Annotated in this window: 23 protein-coding genes; 14 read left to right on the plus strand and 9 right to left on the minus strand. The window is 35.7% G+C overall.

From position 1 onward, the window contains the following. Positions 1-11: 11 nt before the first annotated feature. Positions 12-1,034 (plus strand): zinc-binding dehydrogenase, encoded by a 1,023-nt coding sequence (locus tag JR347_RS12735; RefSeq protein WP_205720979.1) that lies wholly within the window; start codon positions 12-14, stop codon positions 1,032-1,034. On the opposite strand, the gene JR347_RS12740 is transcribed toward JR347_RS12735, so the two are convergent. Together JR347_RS12740 and JR347_RS12745 are read right to left on the minus strand one after the other, a co-directional pair. Beyond that, the gene (locus tag JR347_RS12740; protein WP_205720980.1) at positions 1,018-5,292 is read right to left on the minus strand and encodes an FG-GAP-like repeat-containing protein; all 4,275 of its coding nucleotides are present in this window, start codon (positions 5,290-5,292) and stop codon (positions 1,018-1,020) included. The two genes, JR347_RS12735 and JR347_RS12740, sit on opposite strands and share 17 nt — an antisense overlap. A gap of 110 nt (positions 5,293-5,402) precedes the next feature. Then, positions 5,403-5,822 (minus strand): hypothetical protein, encoded by a 420-nt coding sequence (locus JR347_RS12745; RefSeq protein ID WP_205720981.1) that lies wholly within the window; start codon positions 5,820-5,822, stop codon positions 5,403-5,405. A gap of 166 nt (positions 5,823-5,988) precedes the next feature. Here JR347_RS12745 and JR347_RS12750 point away from each other — a divergent pair, with 166 nt between their 5' ends. Further along, positions 5,989-8,130 carry a hypothetical protein gene (locus tag JR347_RS12750; protein ID WP_205720982.1) on the plus strand — a complete coding sequence of 714 codons (2,142 nt, stop codon included), beginning with the start codon at positions 5,989-5,991 and terminating at the stop codon, positions 8,128-8,130. A gap of 13 nt (positions 8,131-8,143) precedes the next feature. Further along, positions 8,144-8,674, plus strand: coding sequence for a HEAT repeat domain-containing protein (locus JR347_RS12755; protein WP_205720983.1), 531 nt, complete (start codon positions 8,144-8,146; stop codon positions 8,672-8,674). Here the strand turns inward: JR347_RS12755 and glpT are convergent. Together glpT and JR347_RS12765 are read right to left on the minus strand one after the other, a co-directional pair. Continuing rightward, positions 8,671-9,999, minus strand: a complete 1,329-nt coding sequence (gene glpT, locus JR347_RS12760) for a glycerol-3-phosphate transporter (RefSeq protein ID WP_205720984.1) — start codon at positions 9,997-9,999, stop codon at positions 8,671-8,673. The two genes, JR347_RS12755 and glpT, sit on opposite strands and share 4 nt — an antisense overlap. Before the next feature lie 21 nt (positions 10,000-10,020). After that, positions 10,021-10,185 (minus strand): YqaE/Pmp3 family membrane protein, encoded by a 165-nt coding sequence (locus tag JR347_RS12765; protein WP_205720985.1) that lies wholly within the window; start codon positions 10,183-10,185, stop codon positions 10,021-10,023. Between the two features lie 101 nt (positions 10,186-10,286). Here JR347_RS12765 and JR347_RS12770 point away from each other — a divergent pair, with 101 nt between their 5' ends. After that, a complete protein-coding gene (locus JR347_RS12770; protein WP_205720986.1) occupies positions 10,287-11,246 on the plus strand; it encodes an ATP-binding cassette domain-containing protein in 960 nt (319 codons plus the stop codon). A 4-nt stretch (positions 11,247-11,250) separates the two neighbouring features. Further along, complete coding sequence (locus JR347_RS12775; protein WP_205720987.1) at positions 11,251-11,589, plus strand: zinc ribbon domain-containing protein YjdM; 339 nt, start codon at positions 11,251-11,253, stop codon at positions 11,587-11,589. Here JR347_RS12775 and JR347_RS12780 read toward each other — a convergent pair. Then, positions 11,586-11,957, minus strand: a complete 372-nt coding sequence (locus JR347_RS12780) for a hypothetical protein (RefSeq protein WP_205720988.1) — start codon at positions 11,955-11,957, stop codon at positions 11,586-11,588. The two genes, JR347_RS12775 and JR347_RS12780, sit on opposite strands and share 4 nt — an antisense overlap. Before the next feature lie 162 nt (positions 11,958-12,119). Here JR347_RS12780 and JR347_RS12785 point away from each other — a divergent pair, with 162 nt between their 5' ends. Next, on the plus strand, positions 12,120-12,509 hold the full coding sequence (locus JR347_RS12785; RefSeq protein ID WP_205720989.1) for an Hsp20/alpha crystallin family protein: 390 nt from the start codon (positions 12,120-12,122) through the stop codon (positions 12,507-12,509). A gap of 44 nt (positions 12,510-12,553) precedes the next feature. On the opposite strand, the gene JR347_RS12790 is transcribed toward JR347_RS12785, so the two are convergent. Together JR347_RS12790 and JR347_RS12795 are read right to left on the minus strand one after the other, a co-directional pair. Further along, positions 12,554-13,630, minus strand: coding sequence for a type 1 glutamine amidotransferase domain-containing protein (locus tag JR347_RS12790; protein WP_205720990.1), 1,077 nt, complete (start codon positions 13,628-13,630; stop codon positions 12,554-12,556). A 76-nt stretch (positions 13,631-13,706) separates the two neighbouring features. Continuing rightward, positions 13,707-14,747, minus strand: coding sequence for a helix-turn-helix domain-containing protein (locus JR347_RS12795; protein WP_205720991.1), 1,041 nt, complete (start codon positions 14,745-14,747; stop codon positions 13,707-13,709). Between the two features lie 284 nt (positions 14,748-15,031). Here JR347_RS12795 and JR347_RS12800 point away from each other — a divergent pair, with 284 nt between their 5' ends. From JR347_RS12800 to JR347_RS12825, 6 genes are read left to right on the plus strand one after another with little or no spacing between them, the layout of a single operon-like run. Further along, a complete protein-coding gene (locus JR347_RS12800) occupies positions 15,032-16,897 on the plus strand; it encodes a hypothetical protein (RefSeq protein WP_205720992.1) in 1,866 nt (621 codons plus the stop codon). Next, positions 16,890-17,711, plus strand: coding sequence for a DUF2490 domain-containing protein (locus JR347_RS12805; protein ID WP_235689670.1), 822 nt, complete (start codon positions 16,890-16,892; stop codon positions 17,709-17,711). Before JR347_RS12800 ends, JR347_RS12805 begins: the two co-directional genes overlap by 8 nt. Before the next feature lie 13 nt (positions 17,712-17,724). Further along, positions 17,725-18,588: an MORN repeat-containing protein gene (locus JR347_RS12810; protein WP_205720993.1), complete on the plus strand. Its 864-nt coding sequence runs from the start codon at positions 17,725-17,727 to the stop codon at positions 18,586-18,588. 45 nt (positions 18,589-18,633) lie between these two features. Beyond that, positions 18,634-19,041, plus strand: coding sequence for a DUF2177 family protein (locus tag JR347_RS12815; RefSeq protein WP_205720994.1), 408 nt, complete (start codon positions 18,634-18,636; stop codon positions 19,039-19,041). Between the two features lie 23 nt (positions 19,042-19,064). Then, a complete protein-coding gene (locus tag JR347_RS12820; RefSeq protein WP_205720995.1) occupies positions 19,065-19,793 on the plus strand; it encodes a DUF1295 domain-containing protein in 729 nt (242 codons plus the stop codon). Positions 19,794-19,845: 52 nt separating this feature from the next. Continuing rightward, positions 19,846-20,106: a hypothetical protein gene (locus tag JR347_RS12825; RefSeq protein WP_205720996.1), complete on the plus strand. Its 261-nt coding sequence runs from the start codon at positions 19,846-19,848 to the stop codon at positions 20,104-20,106. A gap of 6 nt (positions 20,107-20,112) precedes the next feature. Here the strand turns inward: JR347_RS12825 and JR347_RS12830 are convergent, their stop codons facing one another. Further along, entirely contained in the window at positions 20,113-22,149 is a 2,037-nt protein-coding gene (locus tag JR347_RS12830; RefSeq protein ID WP_205720997.1) for a glutamine--tRNA ligase/YqeY domain fusion protein, read from the minus strand. 93 nt (positions 22,150-22,242) lie between these two features. Between JR347_RS12830 and JR347_RS12835 the strand changes: the two genes are divergently transcribed. Both JR347_RS12835 and JR347_RS12840 read left to right on the plus strand, forming a co-directional pair. Beyond that, complete coding sequence (locus JR347_RS12835) at positions 22,243-22,491, plus strand: hypothetical protein (protein WP_205720998.1); 249 nt, start codon at positions 22,243-22,245, stop codon at positions 22,489-22,491. Between the two features lie 172 nt (positions 22,492-22,663). After that, positions 22,664-23,770, plus strand: a complete 1,107-nt coding sequence (locus JR347_RS12840) for a hypothetical protein (protein ID WP_205720999.1) — start codon at positions 22,664-22,666, stop codon at positions 23,768-23,770. A gap of 93 nt (positions 23,771-23,863) precedes the next feature. Here JR347_RS12840 and JR347_RS12845 read toward each other — a convergent pair whose 3' ends face one another. Further along, entirely contained in the window at positions 23,864-25,522 is a 1,659-nt protein-coding gene (locus JR347_RS12845; protein WP_205721000.1) for an SLC5/6 family protein, read from the minus strand. Positions 25,523-25,601 lie beyond the last annotated feature (79 nt).

Raw genomic sequence — 25,601 nt, forward strand, 5'->3', positions numbered from 1 at the left:
CTTTTTATTAGATGAATCGATTAGCCTATAGAATTAATAAAGCTGGAAATATCAATCGGCTTAAGTTGGTTGAAGAACCTTTAGGAGAACCTGAAAAGAATGAAGTGCAAATAGAAGTGAAGGCCATAGGACTCAACTTCGCAGATATATTTGCAATTCTTGGGCTTTATAGTGCCACACCAAAGGGTAGTTTTGTGCCTGGTTTAGAATTTTGTGGTGTAATATCTAAGCTTGGGTCAGATGTCAGTGAGTGGGAAGTAGGCAATAAAGTGATGGGGGTAACTCGGTTTGGAGGTTATGCAAATTACCTCAACCTGCATTCAGATTATATTACTAAACTACCTGATGGCTGGTCGTATGCAGAAGGTGCTGGTTATTTGGTGCAGGCATTAACTGCCTATTACGGTCTTTTTAATCTGGGTAATATTCAAAAGGGGCATACAGTGTTAATCCATAGTGCAGCCGGTGGTGTTGGAATTCAGGCTAATAGAATGGCTAAGAAAGTAGGGGCCTATACAATTGGTACGATAGGAAGTTCTTCCAAAATTGATGTTCTCAAAAGAGAAGGTTATGATGATTTTATTGTCAGAGATAGTTCATTCAAACGAAAGTTAGAAGAAAAACTAAAAGACAGAGAGTTAAATATTGTGATGGAATGTATTGGAGGTAAAGTGTTTAAAGCTGGGTTTGAATTACTTGCTCCACAAGGCAGATTAATTAATTATGGTTCTGCCAGGTACGGTAGTAATACTAATATTCCTAATTGGCCTGATCTTATCTGGAAATACTTAACCAGACCTAAAATTGATCCTCAAGGGATGATTGAAAGTAACAAGGCCATTTTAGGATTTAACTTGATTTGGTTATACCATAAACGTGAGTTAATGAGACAGATCATCACAGAAATGGAAGCCATGAATTTACCAGCCCCATTCATTGGCCATACCTTTGAATTTGAACAAATGCATGAGGCAATAAAGCTCTTTCAGTCAGGAAAAACGGTGGGGAAGGTCGTAGTTACTTTTCCAGTATAAATGAAAATATATGCGTCTTTTTATCATCAGTAATTAATAGTATATACTTGCCAGGACTATTATTTCTTAAATTGATAACATGAGTACTACTATTGCTCAAGGTGCCATTGACAACTTCTTGGCCTGCTATATTTACAACTCTATATTGAGCAAGATTTTTGAAGTTATATCTTAATTTAATTTCACCATCGATCGTAGGATTCGGGTAAACAATTATTTTATTATCCAAAGCCTTATCTACAGATGTTACTTCATCATCAACTTCTTCATCAAACTCAGTCAATATTGATGCTTCATTAGATCTAAAAGATCTACCTGATACGTTGTATGCATAAACTGTATAGAAGTAGGTTGTTCTGTTGGTTAAATCAGCATCAGAATAAGTTGTAATATTTGAAGTTATTGAATCTATCGGCTCATAGTTTGAATTATTATTGATTGATTTATAAATAATAAAACCTTCCTCATCATCAGAATTATCGATCCAAGTTAATTGTATAGTATTATCCACTTGATCTAAAATCAAATTTGTCGGTTCAATTGGAGGGTTTCCTTCAGGTATATCAGAAACTTCATTAGAATAAGCAGATGAGCCATAATCGTTGTAAGCTCTTACTCTGTAAAAGTATTCATCGCCAATCACAACATTATTATCAAAGTATATAAGTGAGGAATTCGCATAAATTGTATCTAAGTTGTAATAATTAAGATTATCAACTTCAGATCTTTCCAAAACAAATCCAATTTCATTTTCAGAATTATCATTCCAAGTTAAAATTAGCTGTTGCTCATTATAAATATTGACTTCCAAATTACTAGGAGCAAATGGTGGGAAGCCCACGTTAATTGTGTTGCTTGGTAGTGAATAGCCATTGTCCTCATAAGCTAATACTCTAAACTCTAAATTGTTTTCACTAGTAACACTCCTATTGTAAGTAGTAATATTAGAGCTAACGGTATCATAATTATAGTAATGCCCCAAATTATTAATTCTCTTTTGAATAATAAATCCTACTTCATTAATTGAATTATCTTCCCAAGATAATGAGAGAATATCATCATCAATGCCGTTAGACACTAGATTAGTAGGGGCTTCTAAAAGTTGAATTTCTTCTATAGTTATTATTTGATTTGCAGCTACATTTTGTATTGTTTGAATACCATTATTTGGCCAAAATACTCTTAAGTCAACAGTATTATTTTGTGCCAAGCCAAAATGCTGAACCAAACTTGATTGGCTATCATTACCAGAGTTTGTATGGATTTCCTTAGTTAAAATATCTTCCGATCTAATAACTTGAATTTTACTCCCAATTGCATTCTTATTATTTATAATACCTAACAATTTGACTTTTAACCAATTATTGGTGCTGCCATTATTAATAAAAAGTTCATTTTGGGTATTACTGGTTACATAAATATCTTGATGTCCATCATTATTAATATCCCCAACAGATACCGATGTACTATAATATTCATTTGAAAATGCATTCTCGTCTATTAATTCAAAATTCTTATTACCTAAGTTTTTATATAGCACCTTGCCAATATCTGTAACTATAACAACATCCTCGTAACCATCATTATCAAAATCAATCCAGGAACTACTACTACCACCTACATAGTCCTGTGTTATTTGATTAAACGTATAAGTAAATGCACCATACCCATCATTTTCGTAAAATTCATCACCTCCATTTACGTTATTTGTTATTAATACATCTAAATCTCCATCATTATCATAATCAGCCCAAGAAGACCCTACAGTGGCAGAAGAATATTCACTTAGACCGTTATTTGTATCTAATTCTAAGTTTCCTTGCCCATCATTAATGTAAATTGGATTAGACCCGAAGTAGCTGGAACCAAATAAATCTGGCCATAAGTCATTATTAACATCAATAAATGAAGCGTCAATCTCACTAGTATTTGTAAATTGATTACTTTCATCAGATACTCTAGTAAATGTATTATTTTGGTTATTTATAAATAATTCCCCCTTTGCATCCGAACTATTTGCAGTATAGAGATCAATAAACCCATCGTTATTTACGTCACCAAATGTAGAACCATTATTGTCTATTTCTGAAATAAAGTCGCTTTCGCCAATTCTGGTAAAGCTATCATCTCCATTATTAATATATAACCTATCTTGATAGACGGAGGATGATGTAACAAAGACATCTGGAAATCCATCGTTGTTAATATCGCCCCAGTTTGATGAGCGCTTTTGAAAGCTGGAGTTTGTTAAATCATTATTAACCAGTTCAAAATTTTCCCCATCAATATTCTTATATAAATGACTTTCGTTAAAGTCATTTAAAATGAATATATCTAACATACCATCATTATTGTAATCAATAATGTTTGAAGACGTAGAGCCATACAGCAAATCTTCTATTGTGTTGTTTGTGGAAAGACTAAAAAAACCTTTTACTGGTAATGTAATTGATGTGCCGATTGCCCCAGAGTTACCAGAAATGTTAGAAGCTACAAGTTCATAATAATAAGTTTCCTCGTTAACAACATTAATGTCTTTATATTGAGTTGTGTTTGCACTTAACACTTCTAATAATTCAAAGTTGTCATTTGCTCCAACTGACCTTCGAATTTCAAAAGCATCTTCTGAGTTAGATAGATCGTTCCAAGTGAGCTCAACACTTCCATCTACTGCATATAAAGCTGTTAAATTAGAGGGTGTATTTGGTAGATCATCAGCACTCGATATAATAAACGTATTTTCAGTGGAAAACTCAGAGAAATTACCTCCATTGTCAATACTTTGTACTGACCAATAATATGTGCCATCAGGTAGATCATTTAAAATGATACCATTATTAGCGATGAAATTTTCAATCACTGGATTCTGAAGATATCCAGTTGAAAGATTAGCATTAGGAGAAATAAACTCAATTCCTCCTTCTGTTGTTCCTATCCTGATATTATAATACAAACCAGAACTCCCGGAATTATCATCACTTGAGGCGTCCCAAGATAACTCAGCGGATTTATTGTTTACATCACTTACGAGGTTTGTTGGAGCAGATGGAGCGGAATTATTACTTCCTGTCAAGTTTTTGTAAATATTAGTTTCTTGTTGAAATGATAAATCCCATCCCGTAGTTGCTATATCCACTTTAGAATCATTATCAAAATCACCTAGTGCAAACCTTGAATAAGTATAATTTACTATTCCAGTATTAGAATCAATATTAAAATTTCCACTACCATCACCATAGTAAATTCTTGTTCCAGATCCGTCATCAAAAGATGCACTTAAAACAATGTCAGCATTTCCATCATTATTTAAATCGCTAAATTTAAGTTCAAATACTTCATAAATACCAGGTAATCCAGTGTTCTCTTTGAAGTTAAAACCCGCTACAGAACCCAATTGGAGTGTTGAATAATAAGACTGAGTACTTACTGCACCTACTGTTAGGATATCTAAGAAACCGTCATTATTGATATCATGCCAGAATGATCTAGTTCTGAAATCAGGTTCAAAATTATCGCCAAGGTTAATTTGAGCTTCGGAAAACTCCCAATCGCCATTATTAGTATATATGTTAGCGATATAATTTGTTAAACTATTATTAGTTCTCTCTTGACCAGAAAGAAGAAAGTCAATATCTCCGTCTTTATCATAATCACCCACATCTAAATTACCATATTGTAATCCTGGGAATTGTGATGTTGTTATCCTTGAAAATGTTAAATCACCATTATTTTTATATAAGACAGTTCTCAGCTTATAGACTTCATTGTAACCGAATAAAATAATATCTAAAATACCATCATTGTTGAAGTCAGCCATTTTTATGTTACCATTAAAATAGGAATGCTCACTATCAACATCTAATTCTGTAAAAGTGCCATCTCCATTATTAACTCCTATTAAAGTCTCATTTGGCCCCTCAACATCTGCAGTTTCAATACCCATCCTAACTACATCTAAATACCCATCATTATTTAAATCCCCCCATGCGCTATGCGACTTCCTTAAAGGTGTAAGACCAATTCCAGTAAGTTTGGTAAAACTTCCACCATTATTTTGGTATACTTCAAGTGTTTTTGCAGGTCCGAAAGGGTAGTCACTTATAAATAAATCTAAATCATCATCACCATCAATATCTATCCATTGAATATCTTCATCCGCATGTTTAACTAACTCAGGAACACTAAGACTTTCAAATGATTGACCAAAAGAAATGAATGTTAAGTGAGAAATAAAGGCTGTGAATAAGATTAATCTCATAATTCTATTTTGTGAAACAAATGCAAAGTTCCCTAGAATTAATTAATTAACCGAAAATATTTTATTGTAAGAAATTAAGGTCTGAAACAAATTTTAAAACCGAATTATACCTAAATATACTTCTCAATATCTGAAAACTCACTGATCTGCTTTTCAGTTAGCACTTTCAACCAGGAGGCAACATAATCCAACAATTCCGTTTCCCCTTTGTCACGAATGTATTCGGCCATGTATTTTACATGTGCTATTATCCACATTGATTCAGCCATTTTAAAAGTGACATCATATTGTGCTGAGCCTTCGAGATTGATATTCAGACAAAGTCCAACCCGAGCCAGCTCTTTATACACTTCCTGCAATGTAGCCAACTCAATTTCCTGAGATGAATAGGTTTGAGAGTTCATGAAGTCTTTAAATTCCTGGTATTTAAGGTTTTCACCTTTACGTTTTAGAAAAGATTCTATGGCTTCGCATGAATGAGTACATGCAACTTTATCTTCTTCTGATTCTAAAAATATTGGAAATTCCATGGTGGTTCGGGTTTCAGACCAAAAATAGCAATATGGATGATAACTACTTGTTTAGTCAGTAAAAATCCGTACTAAAATTTATTAAGCAAATGATTATTAGGAACATAATTAATTAATAATCAAATTGTTAAAATTTTATTTAGCAACTCAAAATCAATCTGATACTATGAAGAATGTTCTGAACATTACTACGATCTGTCTGATCGCCTTATTAATTAATATAGACGTCACTGCACAGAAGAACACAAGTCAGGAAAATAATTACAAAACAAGAAATAGTATATCATATTCCTATTCCACTAAATATGATAATGGCTATGTGATCTTAACCGATGGTACAGAACTTCAAGGACAAATATCTATCTACGGAGCGTCATTTGATAAGATTTGGGGAGTTAAGATCATCACAACATCAGGCAGAAAATTGATTCTTTTTGATAATAGCGTTAAAGAATTTGGTTTAAGAGATGGCGTAATAAATGAAACTCCATATGATTTTACATGGGTGCAGAAAGATACCAAATTGATAGATGTGAGAAAGGGCTATGCACCTTATGGCTATGTAAATTTAAAAGATGGTAGCCAAATGGAAGGTAGAATTGAACTCCGTGAAGTCAAGAGTAAATTAGTATCCATTGAATTACGCGATAACGATAAAAATAAAAGCAAAATTGATGTTGAGAACATTACCAGTTATGGCGCTAAGCTTTTTAAAGACGAAAAGTTTGTTGGACCCTGGAAGTTAGTGAACTGGAAGCCCCGTGCCAGTGATTTATCAAATGATAAGTCATATTCATTTAAGGGGTATATGATACTAAATAATGGTAGCAGAAAAGAAGGTCTCCTCACAGTTTATAAAAAAGAGAATATCATGAAGGATGTTGAGGTAAATGAGGAGAAAATAGATTATGCTGACATAAAAGAGTATGGGTTTGCCTTCAAAATTGATGATTATTATGCCTATATCAGTGAAGACAATGACCCCAATAATGTTTATTCGAACCCAATAGAGACTTTATTTGCTCCCGGAATTATAAAATTAAGTGATGATAGTACCCTTAAAGGTTTAGTTGCAAAAGCAAACACATCGGAGTCTTCAGATATTCTATTTGCTAAAGATAAATCATCAAATGTGATTTTTTACGAAAGCAATCAGGTAGATGAAATTGAGCAAGAGGTATCTCAAGAGGTGTTAATGGCCAAGTCGAATAAGAATTATGAAGATCAATATTTAAATGGATACAAGAGGTTGGGCGATAAAGAATGGAAAATCGAAAAAGAAAATCAGTTGGTAACTGTTTATGCACCTCATTTTGGTTATGTAGTAGACTTTAAAACCAATGAACTCCTTATAGGAGAATTGGAAGTAAAGGCCTATAATAATGCTGGCGTAACGCTAATAATAACAGATAACAATGGTAATACCAGCAAAATGAATAGGCATAAAGGATATGGACTACTGGATAAGAATAATAAGTTATCTTATGAGGAATTCTTGAAAGTAAATAACGTGGAGGCTACGAAAAAAGAAGAAGTTGTTACTAAAAATGAAACAAACAACGCTAAGACCGAGAATGAACCCGAGCCAATTCAGTTTGATTCAAGTAACGGGGTTGACGGGTATATCGTACTAGATAATGGTGAAAAAATTGAGGGTAAATTGTCACTTTTAAACTATAATAAATTCTTCTATAATGTGGTGCAAATGAAGACTGCAGCAGGAGAGGTGTATAATTATGAAAATGACCAATCCATCAAGCTAATTGTGGTTAATGATGGTGAGGAAAATAAATTTGTTGAATGTGATGGAGCGTATGTGCCTGTTTTTGAGAGTTATGGTAAATTCGTTCATTTTAGAAATCCATACCCCACTACATTATCTTTTGCAGGAGCTTTAGCTGACCAATTTATGGATCAGGCAAACGAAGAAGCAAGTGAGTTCCTGAATAATGAAATGGATAAAGCAGCTATAAAAAATGCTATTGATAAACAGAAAAAAGGTGATTGGGATGAAAAAGACCAACGTAATTTAAATGACTTTTTATCCAAGGAAAAAATTAAATTCGGCAATTCAACGCTGTTCGAAAACATGTATGTAAAAGAACATTTAGTAATGAATATTGAAACGGGTAGTAGGGGTATGTATTTACCTGATGGTTTGACCATTGGAAATACCTACGAGATGAAAGGATTTATGAGAGGCTGTATTGAATTTCATGATCTAGAGAGTGATGAACAAAAGGCGCATATGAAATTGAAAGACCCGATGAAAACATTAAAATTTTTGGAAGAAAGCTTTAGTAACTAAGCACAGATTATAAATGCCAATAGACGAAAAGGAACTTCTCTCAATAATTGAAAAAGGAGATGATGAAAAAGCCTTTGAGGCTTCAGATTCATTAGGAGCAATAGGTGGTGATGAGACATTAAATCACCTTGTCTCTTTGCTTAAAAATAATAATCCTGATGTTCAATTTCTTGCATCCAGAACGCTTGGGTTAATGAAGAATAACGGAGCAGCTCTTGAACCGCTGATAGAAGCCGTCAATAAGAAGGACAATTCTGCAATTGCTGGCGATTTATTAATGTCTCTTGATGGATTTGATGTAAGTGATCATTATGTTGAAATTTTCAAACTGTATCTTTTTGGTTCATTCAAGGTTTCTAAATTGGCTAAAGAACTACTTGATTATAAGGAATTTAACATTACGCCTCGAGTTCTAAAAAAAGCAAAAAAGCATTGGAATCATTATCAAAACAATATCAAACAGGATGACGCTTACCTGCTTAAAAAAGAAGAAGTAGAAGAGATTCTTGACGATTTACAAGACTTTTTGGATAGTACTGACTAATCGAGCTTAATTTCTAGTTTCCATGCAAAAAGGATAAGTACTATTGATAGTATGCAAGCAGATACTAAGGTGATAAATCCGCCATCCCAGCCATAACTATCAACAATAGCACCCATTGCTACATTAGCAAACACAGCGCCTCCTAAATAGCCAAATAAGCCCGTAAACCCAGCTGCAGTACCAGCAGCCTTCTTCGGCACTAAATCAAGTGCATGAACACCAATAAGCATTACTGGGCCATAGATTAAAAATCCAATACCCACTAAGGAAATACTATCAATCAATGGGTTTCCTGCGGGGTTTTGCCAATAAATTAGGATGAACAGTAAAACTAAAACCATGTAAATAACACTCACAGGCCCGCGCATGCCTCTGAACCATTTATCGCTCACATATCCGGCCAAGATGGTGCCTGGTATTCCGGCCCATTCATAAAGAAAATAAGCCCATCCGGTTTGTGTCAATGAAAATTGTTTGGCTTCAGAAAGATAGGTTGGTGCCCAATCTAAAACTCCATATCTAATCAGATAAACAAAGGCATTGGCAATTGCTATGTGCCATAATACTTTATTGTTAAATACATAATCAAAGAATATTTCCCTGGCACTAAAATTTGTATCCTCGTCTGACTTTAGCTTATCTTTTGGATAGTCTTTTTTATAATCTTCAATAGGGGGCAAACCACATACGGTGGGCCTATCTCTAACCAACAAATAAACTATTGATGCTATAGCCAGGGCGATTACGCCAGGTAGGTAAAATTTAGATTCCCATTCGCCAAACCATGAAACACCTAGTATCGCTAATGGGCCTATGAGTCCACCACCAATATTATGAGCTAAATTCCATATTGACATTTTTGTGCCACGCTCTTTAATGGAAAACCAATGTACCATTACTCTTCCGCTTGGAGGCCAACCCATGCCTTGAAACCAACCATTTAAAAGAAGAATGATAAACATGATTGTAACTGATGAGGTCAGAATGGGTATGAGTCCCATAGCAATCATTAATGAGGCAGACAACGCCAAGCCGATCGACATAAACTTGCGTGCATCGCTTCTGTCACTCACATTGCCCATCAAAAATTTGCTTAACCCATAAGCAATGGACACTCCGGAAAGAGCAAAACCAAGCTCTGTTTTGCTAAAACCCTGTTCAATTAAATCAGGCATTACCAAAGTGAAATTTTTTCTTACCAGATAGTAGGCTGCATAACCAATGAAAATTCCAGCAAAGACTTTAACTCTTTGTCTTTTGTACTCAGCATCAATTTTATCTTCTGGCAGCTTTGGGGCAGGAGGTGATGGTTTTAGAGAAAACATTATATGTAGTAATAGTGAAGTTTACTTGTCATGTTTAGCAATCACCCATACAGCATGAATAATACCTGGGAGGTACCCAAGGAGAGTAAGGAGAATATTCAACCAAAATGCACCACCTATTCCTACTGTTAGAAAAACACCAACAGGGGGTAATAATATTGAAAATATCAGTCTTATAACACTCATAGAATTACGGTTTGATTTAATCTAAGATAATGGATTTATTGGATTGTATTTAATGTTGAAATCTGGCAGGTATTTAATCATATTGTGCAGCTTTGCGTGGCATGAGCGATTTAACCTTATCGAGCCTATCGAAGAACTATAATTCAGACCGGAAGGCCTTAATTAAGACTGATTTATTCTTTAAGCACGGGGTTCGTACAGCTCTGGTTGGTGAAACTGGTTCAGGTAAATCGACCTTATTGAAGCTTATGGCCGGTTTAGAGCAGCCGGATGATGGGGAAGTTCTTATTGGTAACGAGAGGGTAGAAGGTGCTCACGAGAGGCTCATCGCAGGGCATAAAGATATTGCATACTTATCGCAGCATTATCAGTTACCAAAATTCATTACTGTTGAAGAATATCTATTCGATGAATATTCGTTTTCTGAGGAAGATCTCAATCAGATCTATGCCGCTTGTCAATTAAAAGATTTAAGACTTAGAATAACTCAAGAACTATCTGGTGGGGAAAAACAGCGAGTAGCTTTGGCCAAACAGCTTTTGAAAAAACCAAAATGGTTGTTGCTTGATGAACCCTTTTCTAATCTGGATTACGCACATAAAAGAATTATTAAGAACGCCTTAGATGCTATTGAAAATTTGCTTGGAACCTCATTAATACTGGTTGCTCATGAACCTACAGACATTCTACCATGGGCAGAGCGAATAATTGTTTTAAAGAACGGACAAGTAATTCAAGATGATGAGACAAAAACTGTATACTATGATCCTATAAATGAATATGTAGCTAGTTTACTAGGTGCCTATAATCTTATTAATCCGAGTTTGCTAAAAACCAATGGCACATCATTTAAAGAAAATCTCATTGTAAGACCTGATAAAATAGCAATTAAAGAAAAGGTAGATGAGGGACTAGCAGGGAAAGTTATAATGAATAAGTTTTTAGGTAATTATGCTGAGGTCGTGGTTCAGGTAGATAAGGAACTAATTATTGTTTCTTCAAAAATGAGCTATCAACTGGGCGATATTGTTAGTTTAAAATTCGAAGACTTTAAAAAATAATAATATGTCAGATAAAAATAGCTGTCCGGAATGTAATTCACCTTATGGATATTCAACAGGAGTTTTGATGATGTGCCCTGAGTGCGGACATGAATGGAATGCTGAATCACAAACAGAAGAACCTGAAGACATAACTATCATTGATTCTAATGGTAATGTGCTACAAGATGGAGATACCGTTGTAGTAATTAAAGATTTGCCAGTGAAAGGCGCACCAAAACCGATTAAGGCTGGGACTAAGGTTAAGAATATCCGACTTACAGATGGTGACCACAATATTGATTGCAAAATTGATGGTTTTGGATCTATGGCCTTGAAGTCAGAGTTTGTAAGGAAAGCTTAATTAAGAGAATTGAGCCATGCTTTAGCTTTATCAGGATCAATAAACACTTTAGTATGAATGCCTTTCTTTTTACAAGCCAGTTCCCAAATATGCTTTAGGTCTAACATCTCTTCGTTTATTATCGAGGCAATTTTCAAGGTATTATCAATTGGCTCAATATGGAGTTCTTTTATTTGTTTTAAGGCCATAGATGGCTCAAAATCAAAAGAAACTTTCATATAATCGGCTAGCATTTTATCGAGCCCATGATGTTGTGCGAGCTTATTGAGTAAATCAATGCTATGAATGAATTGGACTACATCCTTCCTAGAACCATTGCCGGTAATTAGTAAATAATCGTCTTTTATGGTAAGTGTATAAGGTTCCAAATCAGGTAAAAGTTAACTCATTGAAAACTGTAATTCATGCGTATTTAAATTTACCAAAAAGAGTTGATTAAGCCTAAATGGCAGGTTTGTATGACAGTCTGTCGTTAAATATGAATAGGCATTGACTTTGTATATGATGTTGCAACATTAAATTAGTATACTATGAGATACGACAGAGATATTAAAGTAGTTCACGAGATATTAAAATCAGTAGACATAAATAATACATTAAACGGTGGGCGAAGTGAGCCTCAAATAGCAATAAGAAAAGAGGGTGAATCCTATTTATTAACGGCCAGAGTTCCAGGTGTAGATATTCTGGATCTTCAGGTAGAAATATTGAACGGGAAAGTAATTGTGCATCATCCAATGCTTTTCGATTCTGATTCAGGCATATTAACTGTTCCGCAAGTAGTTGCTGCTTTTCCTATCACAAATGGCATTGATTATGAAAACATTGAAGCACGCAAAGTGGATGAAAGGCTAGAAGTGCGATTGCCCTGGAATGATTTGAACAAAGGATATAACCGGCACATTGATATTAATTTTTAATTGCAAGGCACTCAACAGAGTGCCTTGTTTATTAAATATCAGTTTTAATTTAATCTTCTCAACAAACCAACCATGTCGTACGCTCGTCCTAATTGTAGCTGCCAAATAGCAATAAGTGAATGACCTCCAATGAGTGCTTTATTGACTTTTACAGTCTGAGATTTTAATTGCTCAAGTTTATTAACAGCGCGTTCGTAGCCATATGTTTCATATACGCTTAAAATAGCTTCGGCATTCTCTTCACCTGTTATTTCCCGGGCTTTAGGTTCATAACCCATTTGCTTAATCATGCTTTCGGCAATAAGCCATGTAGACCATGGATTTTGACCAGTTACCACACGGCCGTCAACCACTACATTTTCTAAATACTTAGCACCTTCAATGAACTGAGCTCCATTTTGTGATAACTTATCCTGCAATAAAAAAGGAAATATTTCACGAGCATCACTGATTAGTAATAGCTCTTCAGCATTGGTGAAGCCTGAAACTTTCTTATCCTTAATAAGCAAATCACCATTGCTTAATTGAACATTTACCAAGGCTGCAGGGCCATGGCAAACAGCACCAATTACTTTGTCAGATTCGTATAAATCTCTTACAACTGATTGTAATTGAGCGTTGTCTGGAAAATCAAACATGGTCCCTTTGCCACCCACAAAGTAAATGGCTTCATAATCTTTTGAATTGATATTTGAGATAGGAATTGTGTTTTTAATTTTATACTGAGCTACCTTATCATTTAGAAATGCATAGTCATACATACCCATATCATCCATCACCACAGGAGCTTCACCGCCTTTAGGACTAGCTACATCAACTTCAAACCCATTAGCAATAAACACATAATATGCTCTAGACAGCTCAGTAAATTCAAAACCTGTTCCTTTTCCACTAGTACCCATTTTATCGATACTTGTAACAACTGCTAATATTCTGCCTCGGTGTCTGATTGAATCTTCAGACAAGTAAGGAATCTCTTGAGGTGTAATATTTGAGTAATCTACTTTTTCAGAGGCATCGGTTTTTATTAGGCTTATGAACCAAAAACCAAATCCAACCAATAGGATAATAAATGTGGCTATTCCGCCTAACGACCACTTGATAATTTTTTTGACTTTCATTTTTCTTTTTTTGAACAAATGAAGTCTTATAACATGTAATAATCTTATTGAATGATCATTTCGAAAGACTTAATGATCATTTGATGAATTTATTTCTGTAGCTGTTTGGGGTTTCCTTTGTTAGTTTTTTGAATGCAGTATTGAAACTCGATATGCTGTTAAATCCAACATCGAATGCAATAGAGGAGATGGTGCGATTATTAAACGCCTCATTTTCGAAAAGAGACTTAGCCTTTTCAATTCTGAATTGATTGATGAAACTATTGAAGTTTTGATTTGCCTTCTTGTTAATAGCCATTGATAACAATTGCGGACTTACTCTCATGGAGCTGCTTAATGATTGTAACGTTAAATCAGCATTTTCGAATAAGCTCTCTTCTTCGATTAGCTTTTCCACTTTATGATACAATTCATTTATTTGCTCATCAGTCGCAGAAGTTGTTTTATATTTTATAGAATTTACTTTCTCAATTAAACCTTCTTTAATAACAATAAAGCTAATCGTATACGCTGCCATTGAGTATAAAATCGGACCAATGATATATGGAATGTCATCATCGAATAGATTTAGAACATAGGCAAACCAGATTATAATTAAACCAAAAAATAACAATTTGATGAGTTTAAAACCACTTTGGTTGAGGTTGTCACTATTTTTCTTGGCTGTAAGAAAGCCAATTAACAAATAGATCAATAAATGCAGGTAGTACGTAAGAAAAGCGATGGCAAATAGCCAAATAGGATAGATGGATAAATAGACTTCTTCCATCCAAAATCCAAAAATCAAACCAATAAGTGCCGGAATAAAATGTAAATAGTGTTTTGACTTTACAGTGAACGATTGATCCGTTAAAGTCTTTACCATCATTAGAAATAATGGGCCAATCATAAACATTGTGGCTAAACCTATGAAAATGATTTTTGTATGTAAATCTTCAGCAAACTCAAGAAATACTGATTTGCCAATTCTGAATGAGAGGATCAAAAGCAAGTAGGCAAGCAATTTATTGGTCAGTGAGTTGCCTTTCGTATAGGTGAATAGAAACACTGCTAAAAAAAGGCCGTGAATAACCCCTAATCCGCTAATAATTACTAATACGATATCGCTAAAAGGCATGGGTGTAAATTAAATGAATTTGAATGGATATACATTGGTGCGACTCAAAGGTTACATCTGAATGATCAATAATGAAAGATTTTCTTTCCGGAAATAACCCGTATTCAACATTAACCCTTTAAAGTATGCGAGTTTCTTACTTGCTGCATATACCTTTCCCTAAATTTTACTTTCTTTATGAAATGATCTTCATAAAGAAAATCTTATTCACATCCACACTAATAGTACTCTGTGTCTCGATGACTCATGGCCAATTTGCGTTGCAATATAAAGGGCCATACCAAGTGCTTGATTACAAGGGAGTTGCTCAGTTTGATTTTCAAATTTCTGATGGAGATACAATTTTAACAGGTGATTTTGAACATTTTCAATCCAATGTCGAGCAGCTCATAAAAGGGAAGGACAGTTACTTTAATTTCAAAGGAAGGTTTGATAATAATGTGCCTGTTGGCGACTGGCGATTTACATTCGGTGAGTATAAGGCCAGCACCACCAAAAATGTAAATCTTAACGATTTTAAATATCAAGTAGCCTTAAATGGCACGCAGCATGAAGCTTACGGTTCGTTGCAAAATGGAAAGCCAAACGGTAAATGGGAGCATTCTATCAATAAAATTAAAGAAGGAGAGGCCGAATCAACATTATTCAAAAGTCAGGTAGATTTTGCCAATGGCATTCCTCAAAAGAGTTTTGAGATACAAAACGAAACCAATACACTTATTGGTAGATTTTTAAGAGATGGACTCGCTCATGATGTTTGGGAACTGTACTCATCTAGCGATCCAAGTTCTATTGAAACCTGGCAGTTTATTGATGGAATACTCAAGCATGTGAAAGTTAAATCATCAGACACTACCTACACAACAACTATTTTTAATGATGCAATCACTAATCCAGTATCGGTTAATCTAGATGCTAACTATCTGGCTGTTATTAATCTATTTCTAAAACTCAATTCAGATAACCATGCTCAAATAGAAGATGGCGTTAATAGTCTCTTAAGCCAAAATGCGGATCAGTACGATAAGATATTTTCCGTTCTAAGTGCACTAGGAGATACAAAATATCGACCTGAATTTAAGGTTAAATTGAATCTTAACCCATTAACAAACAAGGAGTTAAGGTATATCAATCAAACAAAAGAATTGTATGAGAAATCGAGTGAAATTGCCACTTCATTACTGGCAAGCACACAACTGAGCCTATTAAAACTATCAGATCAGGAAGTAGCGTTTTTAACTAGCGTTATAAAGCTGATTAATAAACAGTATCTAAAAACTGTTAAAGAGATTTTAGAATATCAAAGTGCTGATTTACTAAAATATGTACCAAGAAACAGTATTCTTTCTAAAGTTGCACAAGACTCCCTTCGTGCGTCATTTACCGTGAGTTATGAATTTAACGACTCTTCTTTTACACAAACCCACTTATCTAATAATTACACTCAATTCGAATTGGCCAAAACAGATTTAGAAGGCTTGAGCGAATGGATGAAATACCTGGATACTGTAATAGAAAATATAAATAAGACCTTATCGAATAAACTTACGAGAGAGCTGCAGGAACAGGAGTTAATGGCACTAGAGGAGCAGATAATTAAGGAAAATGATACGCTTAATGCTATGATTGATACACTGATGACAAAGAGTGCACAATCCACTGCCAAGTCTTTTCAAACCATTAAATCATTTGCAAAAGGCAGCCTAAGCCAGTATTCTACATTTGAAAATATGGCAGATAAACCAACGAAAGCTAGAGAGTTGATTAAGTGTTTTAACCAATTGGAGATTTTGATTGAAACACTAGCCCTTCAGCAACAACGAGATGAAGAGATAAAACAGCTCTACTTAGATGAGGTCTGGAATCCGTTTACAGCAACCTTAATGGATGAGGAAGTTAAAAGGCGAATTACTAATGCTTATTTCAATATTCTACAGCCATATCTATATGAAACTATTGAATTAAAACTCAATTGTGCCAATGCCCAAGATTTAGCCGATCTTTTTGATAAGTTATTCATTCAGATGCAACAGCTACGTAATGCTGATACTAAAAAATTAGAGCGCAAGCTCAAAAAAGAAAATGATGCTGTTGAAATTCTAAGTTTATTTTCAATTAAAAATACTTTACAAACTGAAGGGGATGATTAATAAGTCAGTCATATTTTGCACCTTGTGTGTGATGATTTGGGCAGCAACGTCTGGCTGTCTGATGGCACAAGATCGTCCTAAAGAATCGGTTTATAAAGAACCTGTAACTGCCATGTGGATTAACACCTATGGCAATATCCGCATCAGTAATCATTTATTTTGGATAGCGCAAACACATTTTAGAACTGAGGAAAAGGATGGAACTCCTTTTGCAGGTCAGATCGCTCAAATCTACAATCGCCATGCTCTGAGTTATCTTTTTTCAAAGAAGTTTAATGTTAGTCTGGGTGGTGTACTTAGAGTTAATTGGAATACCGCAAAAAACACAGAAGGCCAAAAATCCACTGTTCCTGAATGGCGGATATGGCATGAATATATGTTTGCTATGCCATTTGATAGGCTAATGGTATACCATCGTTTGAGGGTGGAACACAGATGGACTAAAGGGTTTAATCCGGATAGTGAATTTATTTTCAGAAACAGATGGCGCTATATGTTTAAACTAAAAATGCCGGTTGGTAAACCTAAATTAGGATCAAACACATTTTACTTTTCTCCTGAAGCTGAGCTCATTATGCAGAGTGGTGGGCCTGTAATTGACAGTCCTATGGAAGATTTAAGGCTTCATGCCTCGTTTGGTTACATCATCAACCCACGACTCAGCGTGGCTACAGGTGTTATGCATTCGCATGGTCAGGATATTTCCGATGGGACTATTTATAAGCAAAAATGGACGATGCGTTTTCATGTATATTTTTCTCCTGACTTAAGAAAAGTAAAGCATAAGTTGCCATCAATCCATACTGGTGATTAATTAAACAATAAGTATGTTCAACCAACCTAAACGGCTCTTATTTAGTTATTTACTGACAATTGTATTCGCAGCATTGGCATTTTATTTCTTTACTCAAACTGCAGAAGATAAGAGTGATTCTTCAAAGCTCGAAACCCTTCAAAATAGTAATGAATCTTTGCAAAGAGATATAAAAGCACTTCTCTATCTTGATTCACTTATCCAACAAGGTAGATATGCTGATGTAATGAAGGTAAAGGAGAATGCCCATAAAGATTCCATACCTTCCTGGTTAGTAGATGCGATTGATCAGCGAATTGCCATTGTGAATATGCTAAAAGCTAAATCGCAGGAAAGAATAGTTGAAGAGGATACGACACAGGCAGATGAAGGTGCGGATGCAGAGTCAACCCGATATGCCACGCCAGCTGAAGTAAGAAAATACGACTCATTAATTTTTGCCTTGGATAAAGCCAATCATCAAATAAATAACCTTGAAAGGCAATTAAAACAAGACACCAGAGGCGATTACATTACTTTTAAGACTAAAAAAGGCCGCGAGGTACATTATGTAGGTTCAGTGAAAAACAAGATGGCTAATGGAAAAGGAATTGGTTTGTTGAATACAGGAAGTCGTTATGAGGGCTATTGGAAAGATAATATGCGGCATGGTGAGGGTAAATTCTTTTGGCCGGATGGTGAATATTATGAAGGCTCCTATGTAAATGATGAACGCAGCGGAATTGGTACTTATTCATGGCCTAATGGAGATCGTTTCAAAGGCGAGTGGGCAGGAGATATGCGTAACGGTCAGGGTGTTTTTTATAATAAAGAGGGTGAGGTAATCGCTAAAGGAATCTGGAAAAATGATGAGTTAGTGACTGTCGTTAAGAATTAGATTTAACTATTTACACTATGAATTGTTCTACTACAAAACAATGAAATGCCAATACCTAAACTCATATTAAGCTATTTGCTGACGACTATAGTCTTTTTTGCCATTGATTTACTTTGGTTGGGCATTATTGCTAAAGATCTTTATAATCGACTATTAGGTAATTTTTTGGCTCCAAACGTAAATTGGACAGCGGCCATCATTTTTTATCTACTATTCATTATAGGCATATTTATCTTTGCCATTTTCCCAGCTATTGAGAAAGAATCGGCTTGGAAAGCCATTTTATTGGGTGCTTTGTTTGGGTTTTTCACTTATGCGACTTATGATCTCACCAACCTTGCAACCTTGAAGGATTGGCCTCTAAAAATTGTATTCATAGATATTGCCTGGGGTATTATTCTCACTGCAAGTGTGAGTGTTTCTGGTTATTATATTACAAGATGGCTGTCTTGAATTATGTCTGGCAAATAGCCATTATGCTATTTGTTTTCGCTGCACTGAGCTTTGCAGTGTCCCTAATTCTAAAAAGAAATGATGTTGCTGATGTTAGCTGGGGTTTAGGCTTCGTATTGGTATGTGTTTACCTTTTAATTAAGTCAGATATAACAACTCCATTACTTATAAGCTGCTCGTTGGTTATAATTTGGGGTTTAAGGCTCAGTATTTACATTGCTATTCGGAATAGCAAAAATTCAGAGGATTTTAGGTATAAACAATGGCGAGATGAGTGGGGGACTAATTTCTATTGGCGGTCATTCCTCCAGGTGTATCTGCTACAAATGTTAATTTTGCTGATCATATCAGCCCCGCTACTATTGCTTGCCTCTGGTTCAATTAATAAATCACCTGATGCTCTGACATGGTTAATCATATTAGTATGGTTTATAGGCTTTGTTTGGCAGGCTGTTGCCGATTACCAGCTCTTTATCTTTAAGAAGAATAGCTCAGGAAAGGTAATGAAGACAGGGCTATGGAAGTATTCCCGGCATCCGAATTATTTCGGAGAAATTGTAATGTGGTGGTCGCTCTATTTTCTGACATTAAGTTTTGGATCGTCTTTATTAGGTATAATAAGTCCTATTTTAATCACCTATCTCTTATTCAATGTTTCCGGTGTACCGATGCTAGAGGAGAAGTATAAAAAGAATCAGGAGTATCAGGAGTATGTTGATTCAACACCAGCCATTTTCCCCAAACTGTTTTAATACGTAAAACACCTTACCATCTTGCTTGTTATTATAACAAACAGTTAGAATTATGACAGAGACTGAAGTTCAGGAAATTATAAAAGATATTCCCGTAGGCTCAAAACTGGAAATAATTAAAAAAGATGGGACTATTCTCGATGTAGTTTTGTCAAGCCATGATACCAACGCGGTTGAAGAAAAAAACTATGACAGTTTAACTGTGCCACACCTTCCACCTGCATTAATTGTGCAAGGTAGAAGATGGGGAGTTTACAGAATGGAGATTGATGAAATATCTAATATAGCCGTTTTAGAGACAAAAAAATCATGATCGCGATTAAGCCAACTTCTTTGCTTCTTTTGCTAAAAGTTCATTCTTATCTTCCAAACCCTTTTGAATAAATTCATCAATTTGTTCATTACGATCCAAGCCACCTTTTAAAAGTACTCCAAGAGCAAGGGTAACGCCTATTCTCGTACCGACCTTTTTAGCTGCGGTATTAAATAGTGGCTCCAACTCTTCGTAAGTTACGTTTTCCGATAGCTCCAGAATGTTCGCTCTTGCCGCCTCAAGCTTGTCACCTGAAAGGTTCGTATACTTTTTAGCTATCTTCTGAATTTCGTTAATCGCACTTCTCTGTCCCTGACCTTGATTGGGGTTTTTAGCAGTTTTTTGCTGTTGAGGTTTGTTATCAGGTTGTTGCTTAGCCCACGTATCTTTTAATCCAACGGTTTTATTGAATATTAAGTGACTAGGTGAAGAATCTTTATCCAACGTGAAATAGCCTAACCTCTGAAATTGATATTTATCATCCAATTGAGCATTCATTAAATAAGGCTCTAAATAGGCCTCTTTAACAATATTCAAAGAGTTAGGGTTAACAAACTCCATGAAACCCTTCTCTTCATGACTGTCAGGTGCTTCATCTAAAAACAATCGATCATACTCGCGCACTTCTGCTTTAATAGCATGTTTAATAGAAACCCAGTGTAGTGTGCCTTTTACTTTACGCATACTGGCCTCTGTTCCACTGCCTGATTTAGAATCCAGGTCAGCTGTACAATGAATTTCAGTGATATTACCATCAGCATCCTTTACCACAGTCTCACCTTTAATTATGTAGGCATTCTTTAGCCTTACTTCATTACCAATAGTTAGCCTGAAAAACTTGTTGCCGGCATCTTCCTTAAAGTCTTCTCTTTCGATATACAGTTCTCTAGAGAAGGGAACTTCATGAGTCCCTGAGTCTGCATCTTCGGGATTATTTTCTGCGATGAGTAATTCTTCCTTTCCTTCAGGGTAGTTGGTAATAACCAGTTTTACAGGGTCTATTACGCCCATTACCCGTGTAGCAGTCTTATTCAAATCTTCACGTATACAGAACTCAAGTAGTGAAACATCCGTTACGCCATCACGCTTAGAAATACCTGACACCTCACTAAATTTTCTGATTGATGCAGGAGTGTAACCCCTTCTTCTTAATCCGGAAATGGTTGGCATTCTTGGGTCATCCCAACCAGAAACCGTTTTGGTTTGTACTAATTCTAACAACTTACGCTTACTCATTACGGTGTAACTCAAGTTACGCCTTGCAAACTCACGTTGCTTCGGTCTCAACTTACTTTTATCATAAATCTGATCCAAAAACCAATCGTACAGCTCTCTGTGTGATTTAAATTCAAGTGTGCACAATGAATGCGATATCTGTTCTATGTAATCCGATTCACCATGTGCCCAATCGTACATGGGATAAATGCACCATTCATTACCTGTTCTATGATGTGCTTTATTAATAATTCGATAGAGTAGAGGGTCGCGCATGAGCATATTCGGAGAAGCCATATCAATTTTTGCTCTCAAAACATATGTTCCTGCCTCATACTCTCCATTTTTCATTTTCTCGAAAATGGCTAAGTTTTCTTCCACGGGTGTATCTCTAAATGGACTAGCCGTGCCTGGCGTGGTGGGTGTTCCTTTTTGTTCGGCTATGGCTTCTGAAGACTGTCCATCTACATAAGCCTTGCCTTGTTTAATAAGCTCAATGGCCCAATCGTATAACTGTTGAAAGTAGTCTGATGAGTAACACTCTGTGGCCCATTGAAATCCAAGCCACTCAATATCATTTTTAATAGCATCAACATATTCCTGCTCTTCCTTAGCGGGGTTGGTGTCGTCAAATCGAAGGTTAACAGGAGCATTGTATCGTTCGCCAAGTCCAAAATTTAAACAAATAGAAGCAGCGTGGCCAATATGTAGATAGCCATTGGGTTCAGGTGGAAAACGAAAACGAAGCTGCTCTTGAGGCAGGCCATTCGCTAGGTCTTCTTCAATAATTTGTTCAATAAAGTTTAATGATTCTGGCGCTTCTTTCATGTTTAAAAAATTGAATGGCAAAATTAGTGCAATTGCATTCAATTGCAATGTTTATATTGATCCATAAAAGTTTAATTCTATAATATTGTAGCTATGTTCGACACACACAATTTTTCTAAATCTCTGGAAGAAGATGTTTTTGATAGCTGGCTGGAAGCTGGCAGAAATAGCAAATTGGGTTACGAGTATATGGTTGTAGTATGGCTTACTATGGAAGAGGAATTTAAACCAATCTATTTAGAAAGAAGGGATCAACTGTCTGAACTAACCGATATTTCTAATTTAACCGAGGTTGTTGTGGCCGCCTATGATCTGTATTCTGAGTCTAAAGTTACTATCTGACCGAACTTAGTATTGATAGAAATTGTGCACAATTCTTTTGTTTTCATATCTAAGAAGCCTATTATAACCATATTCTAAGCAGAAATGATCATGTAATAATGAATCAGAACACAATTAGCTCTTACATTAGTGTTTAAAGAGCGCGCATACTGTCGTTATTAATAATAAAGCAATGAAGAACTGGCTTCAAACGAAAAGTTTAATTTCTAAAAGAAGATTTTCACTCATTAATCTTCTGTTCAGAAAAGAAAGGAAATTCCTGTTTTTCATAGGAGCTTGTTTTTTAATGGCCGGAATCGTATATCCATTCCCACATATAGCTATGTGGTTAGGCTTTATCTTTGCCGCCTATTCAGCCGTTGCCAATGACAGTATTCAAACTATAGGTACATTTATATCTTCCAATTCAGAACGGAAATGGTGGCTCTTGTGGCTTTATATTGGCATTATATTTCTTATTACTGTTAGTGTTAGTTGGATCCTGTTTGATGGAGATGTTTCATTTCAACGTTTGGCTTCCAAAGGATTTGCAGAACCGCCAACTTCTTTTCATTTTCTACAAATTTCTGCCCCAATCTTCCTAATTATCCTAACGAGGTTTAAAATGCCCGTTTCAACAACTTTCCTCTTGCTTAGCTCATTTAGCATGAACAGTGGTGCAATTCAGGGCATTTTAATGAAAAGCTTGATCGGTTATTTCATTGCTTTCATTGGAGCCATGTTAGTCTGGCTCGTGCTGGAACATAAAATGAAAAAGTTGTTCGTAAATAAGGCCAGTAATTACTGGTTCGTTTTACAATGGCTAACCAGTGGGAGTTTATGGGCTCTTTGGATCATTCAAGATGCCGCCAACATTGCTGTCTTTTTACCAAGGAGTTTGAATTTGTTGGAATTCTTAATCTTCAGTCTCGTTATATTCATTGGACTGGGCCTAATTTTTTACTTAAAAGGCGATAAAATACAGTCTATTGTTGAAGAAAAATCTAATGTAAAGGACGTAAGGCCAGCGACAGTCATTGACTTAGTTTATACATTAATTTTAGTGTTTTTTACGTTGTTCAATACTGTTCCAATGAGTACCACCTGGGTATTCATAGGCTTGTTGAGTGGGCGTGAATTGGCCATTAAAATCACAGAAAGAAAAAAGCTTACCAAAACATTTGTTCTCATTGCTAATGACGCGTCCAAAGCCATTGCAGGTTTAATAATATCTATAGCCATAGCTATTGCCTCTAACCCAAAGCTGAGATCTGAAATTCTACAATCTCTAGGTTGGTAAACTATCGCTTTTTTAAAACCTTTTTAAAGCAGTAAATCATTATGCAGGTCACTACCAAGTGAACACTTAACATAAATAATAGGGGTTCTAATTTCATATACTCTTACTTCTACGTTTATGTGCAAAATAAACCAACGCAGTTATGCCAATAAATAATAGCAACAGTACCGTTCTTGCTAAATTTGAATAAAATATTTCCTTTTTAATGAGCTCAATGGCTTGAGGATCAGTTGCTAGACTTAGTGCGTGATATTTTTCAGTATTAGTGATTTGAAGAATTAACGACTGCCCATCAAAAGGCCAGCTTCCATTTGTTGTTAGATAACTAAACGCATCGATCCAATTGTTATTGACTGGCGTAATTAATGCACCTAAAAACACTCCAATTAACAGTACAGGAGTAATGTATTTTATAATAAATTTAAAAATCGTTGGCACAGTCATGTCAGCACCGGTAGTTATTTCCTTCCAGCCTTTGGTGAGCCCAAATATCCAGGCGAAAAGAATAGTTTCGGCCAAAGCGAAAATTACCAACGATACGGTACCTGCCCAATAATCATATTGTTCGAAATAGCCGTATTTATAGAACAGCACGCAAGGTAGGCCCAGCGCCAAGACCATTAAACCGAAGGATATGGCTCCTTTTATCTTGTTCCAACCGAACTCATCGCTCATAAAACCCATCCATGGTGTTCCCATGGCCAACGATGACGTAATTCCGGCAAAAAAGAGTAGTCCGAACCAAAAAACACCTGCTACAGAAGCTAGCACGGCACCCCACTGATTGAAAAGAAAAGGCATGGTTTGAAATGCCATACCAAAGCTCATGTGTTCCTTTATCCAATCGAGACCAAAGTAACCTGCAGCAATGGGTATTACTATTAAGCTACCCAAAACTATCTCAACAAATTCATTGGTAAATCCGGCTGTTGTAGCATTTAGTGCGATGTCATCTTTACTTTTTACATAGGCTGCATAGCAATGAATAGTGCCCATGCCTACCGATAAGGTAAAAAATATTTGCCCCGCAGCTGCAAGCCAAATGCCGGGTCTCAGTAATGAGTCGTATTGTGGTGTCCATAAATAGTTGAGTCCGTCCCATGCATTGGCAAGCGGGAACTGCTCAGACACAGCGGTGGTGCCAATAGTAAGACCCTTAAAGGCCAAAAAAATGCCGAATAAGATAAGCAAAGGCATACCTATTTTTGCTACTTTTTCAATACCTGCTAGGCCTTTGCTAAGTATGTATGTATTGATAACTACACAGATTATAAAGAAAAATACTGCTTCACTTGGTATGCCTAAAAACGAGGTTGATAGGTTAATATAGTCATCAAAGAATAAGGCAATTGAAGACTGAGACAATGATGAAAAGGTACCTTTTATACTATGTATTGCATATGACAGAGTCCATGATTCTATGTAACAGTAGTAGGCAGCCACTGCAATGTTGGTAAATATTCCAAACACCCCTATATACTTCCATATAGGTTTAGAACTCATTGAGTTCAGTATAAATGGAGTGGAATGATGGCCATGTCTACCTCCAAACCTACCCATCGACCATTCAATCCATAGTAGCGGTATACCCATTAAAACAAAGCAAACTAAATAGGGGATAATGAATGTACCCCCACCGTTATTAATGGCCTGTACTGGGAACCTGAGAAAATTTCCCAGACCTACAGAATTACCTGCCATCGCCAGGATCAGACCTAATCTCGAACCCCAGGCTTCTTTTGTTGAACTCATACTTTAGTAAGACGAGATGAACACAAAAAGTAACACAAAATAAATTACTGTTTGCTTAGTTACTTTTAATTCAGCAGCC

The sequence above is a fragment of the Fulvivirga lutea genome, assembly GCF_017068455.1.
GTDB lineage: Bacteria > Bacteroidota > Bacteroidia > Cytophagales > Cyclobacteriaceae > Fulvivirga > Fulvivirga lutea.